General features: G+C 59.9%; 3 protein-coding genes. All 3 read right to left on the bottom strand.

Features of this window, described 5'->3' with window-relative positions; genetic code table 11:
* A partial coding sequence (locus tag VGH68_RS18775) for a ParB/RepB/Spo0J family partition protein (protein WP_331605185.1) occupies positions 1-773 on the bottom strand: 773 nt, incomplete at its 3' end.
* A 99-nt stretch (positions 774-872) separates the two neighbouring features.
* On the bottom strand, positions 873-1,622 hold the full coding sequence (locus VGH68_RS18780; protein WP_331605186.1) for an ssDNA-binding protein: 750 nt from the start codon (positions 1,620-1,622) through the stop codon (positions 873-875).
* 86 nt (positions 1,623-1,708) lie between these two features.
* Positions 1,709-2,923, bottom strand: coding sequence for a DUF2800 domain-containing protein (locus VGH68_RS18785; RefSeq protein WP_331605188.1), 1,215 nt, complete (start codon positions 2,921-2,923; stop codon positions 1,709-1,711).
* Positions 2,924-3,088: the final 165 nt, after the last annotated feature.

Below are 3,088 nucleotides of genomic sequence, written 5' to 3' on the forward strand. Positions count from 1 at the left end.
CCAGACTTGGGCTTGTCATCATAGAAGCCTGCCGGGTAGCACTCCCAATGTTCCCAAGTGTGCAGGATGCGACCCGGTTCCTGCTCGGGCGCGGCCTCGCCGTTCTCTTCCGCGAGCGGGGTGAATTGCTCTTCGAAGTGCTCGACAGACCATGACTTGCTGAATTCCTGATCGGCGAACAGTTCCGACAGTCCGCTGATCTGACACAACCGCAGTACTTCGTCAGGCTCCATGCCCAGGTTCTTCGCAATCTTGTTGTCGGTCCAGTTGCGGCGCTTGAGCTCGATCACGATGTCGCTCATTGCGTCGACCTTATGCTTGCCGCGGGCGCGATTGTGGCGGATCGTAGACGCCATGCGATCGGCCTTGTCATATTGCGACTGCTTAATCATCACAAGCGGCAGGTAGCCGTGCACACGCGCGCGGATATCCGGCGCGTCCTTGCCGACGCGGTGCCGGTGGAACCCGTCTATCACTTCGTGCTGGCCGTCGCTATCCGGCATGCCTACGATCGGCTGTGTGTAGCCGTCTGCCTCGATCGACACGCGCAACAGTTCCATCTCGGGCGGCGCGACGCTATTCGGGTTGTAGTCGTTCGCGTAGACCGAATCGTTCTTAACCCACTTGACGAAGTCGACGGGCTCCGACTTGAAAGGCGATATTTCGTGCAGTGCAGCGCGGATCGCGTTGATCGATGTAACCAAACTGTCCAGGTCGGATGTGTCGAGTTGCTGGATTACGTCGATTGCAGTCTGCGTAAGCTGTTCGTTCATGGCTTTGTGCGTTGGTTAAGGTAACGTGTATCTTAACATATCGTCAAACATTGGCAAGAAAAAACCCGCCGCAGCGGGTTTATTCGATGCACGAAACGATCAGGCTGCGAATGGGTTGCCCGCGTTTGCTGCTTGACCTTGTGCGAACGGGTTAGCACTTGCCTGTGCAGCGCCGGCCGCAAACGGGTTTGCAGCGGCAGGCTGAGCAAAGGCCGTCGCGTTCTGATCCGTAGCCACGCCCGCAGGAGCAGACTGGGCGGCCGGTGCGCCCGCTGCGCCGAAAGGGTTAGCACTCGCCGCGACCGGCGCGGCCTTGCTCGGGTCGGCATATTTCGCGAATGCGTTGACCGTCACGCCCGCGCCGATGTTCAGGCGCTCGCCGTCTTCGCTGGCCATGATGCCATTGAGGTTGAACGAGATGCCCTTGCGACCAGTAGCCGGGTGTGCCCAAGCGAGAGCCGACAGCGCGGCGCGCACTTTCTTGCCTGCGTAGAACTGCGTTTTGATCGCGGCGGCGCCGTGCGGCGTGCTTTGGTCAAGCTGTGCGCCAGCGGCATCAGCGACATACGGTGCGTATCGCGTCGACGTGCGCACGACAAACCAGTCGGCAGGTACGCCCGGCAGCGGCTTCGCAAGCGAGCCGTTCGTCTTCACACCGACTTCCATGCCGGCGAAGTTGCCGCCCGGCGCGACGGCCGCGGCGATAGCTTGCAGATCCTGGCCAGCGCGCGGCGGGAATGCGATCTGCGCGTAAAACGCGGCAGGTTTGGCGGGGTTGAGTTTATTGATGCTCGGGACGTCGAGCGAGGAATGCGCGAGGATTGCAACGTGAGAGGTGATATCAGCCATGTTCGAAGATTCCAGGTAGAGGTTTCGAGGGCTCGCCGCAGGGACGCGGCGAGTGATTGAGACTTTAAACTTTAGTTAATGCGCCGTCAAGCGCCCTTAACGTATTTTCTGAACGCATCGGCGACGGCGCGCGGTTCGTTCGCTTTCAGCACCTTGTACGACACGGACTCGCGCGAGCGGCCCACCAGCGGCTCGCGGAACTGCTCAGGAATCTTGTCGAGCACTTCCGACAGCGGGCCGGGCGAGAGACACGAATCCAGCCCTAGCGCGAGCAGCGTCAGCGTCGCTTCCGCAGGATTGCGCCACATGCGACGGCCGGCGCTAGTCTTTACTTCGATCTTCGCGCTGCCGTTCTTCGCGAGCTGCTCGACGCGCTGCTCGATATCTTCCATCAGCGCTTTGATCGCCGTGCGTGACGCGTATAGCGACAGCACGTCATCCTCAGGCATGTCGAGCACGCTGCGGAGCCCGGCGTTGACGTCGAGCGCGGCCTGTAAGACTCCGGTCGTTCTGGGGCACTTTGGCGCGGCCTTGCAATAGCGGCAGTGATCGCCTGGCTGCACGACAAGCGCGGGATCTGCGAGCGCGGCCGCATCCACCGCAGCGACTTCCTGCGCCAGCTTGGCGCGCTCCTGCGCGATCCACTCGTAAGGCAGGTACAATTTGTGGCCAGCGTCGCCGAGCGGGCGCCGCGGTTGGAACACGGCTAGGATCACGCCGCCAGTCGCTTCAATGGTGCAGCGATCGAGCGACGCCACCGCGTACGCCGCTAGCTGCGCGTTCGGGTCGTCGACCGTTCCGACATTGACGTCCATGAATCCGTACTTGTAATCGACGATGCCTAGCACCTTGTGCGCGGGAAACCACAGGCGCAGATCAAGGCGGCCGAACAGACGCTTGTCGATCGTGTCGGCGGATACCTTCTGCTCGATGTCGACGAAGCACTCGGTGCCGGGCGGGATCAGCGATTGAATGTACGCGACGTACGCCTTACCGTGCTTGCGCATCTCGGCGTTCCATTCCGCGCACTCTGTCACGAATGCACCGTCGACCTTACCGACGAATCGTTTCAACCCGTCAGGCGGTGACTGATCCGGCGCTTCGCCGGTCTGCGCGCCGGGCAAATCGAAAGCTTGGCGGATGTAAAACTCGGCGACGGTGTGCGCGTACGTGCCTTCGTAAGCAGCCGCTCCAGACGAATCCGGCATGCCTTTCGAGAGTGTCACGGACACTGGGCAAGCACGCCAACGATCGCGTCCGGAAAACGACAGAATCGAGTGTTCAATGGTTTGAATGGCCATAGTATTCCTTTGGTTAAGAGTTTGACGCGCATAGTTTAGCAGACAGTCATCGATTTGTGCAGTTTCAGCGCCTCGCCGATGATGGCAGGTATGACAGATGACATATGACAGATAAGATTAGAGATATAGATATTATTTTTTATTTTATATATACCTACAATACTG

This window comes from Paraburkholderia sp., assembly GCF_036488505.1.
Classification (GTDB): Bacteria; Pseudomonadota; Gammaproteobacteria; order Burkholderiales; family Burkholderiaceae; genus Paraburkholderia.

Bases quoted from the DNA above. Each gene is read 5' to 3' on its own strand.
- VGH68_RS18780 (WP_331605186.1), bottom strand. From the start codon at position 1,622: ATGGCTGATATCACCTCTCACGTTGCAATCCTCGCGCATTCCTCGCTC.
- VGH68_RS18785 (WP_331605188.1), bottom strand. From the start codon at position 2,923: ATGGCCATTCAAACCATTGAACACTCGATTCTGTCGTTTTCCGGACGC.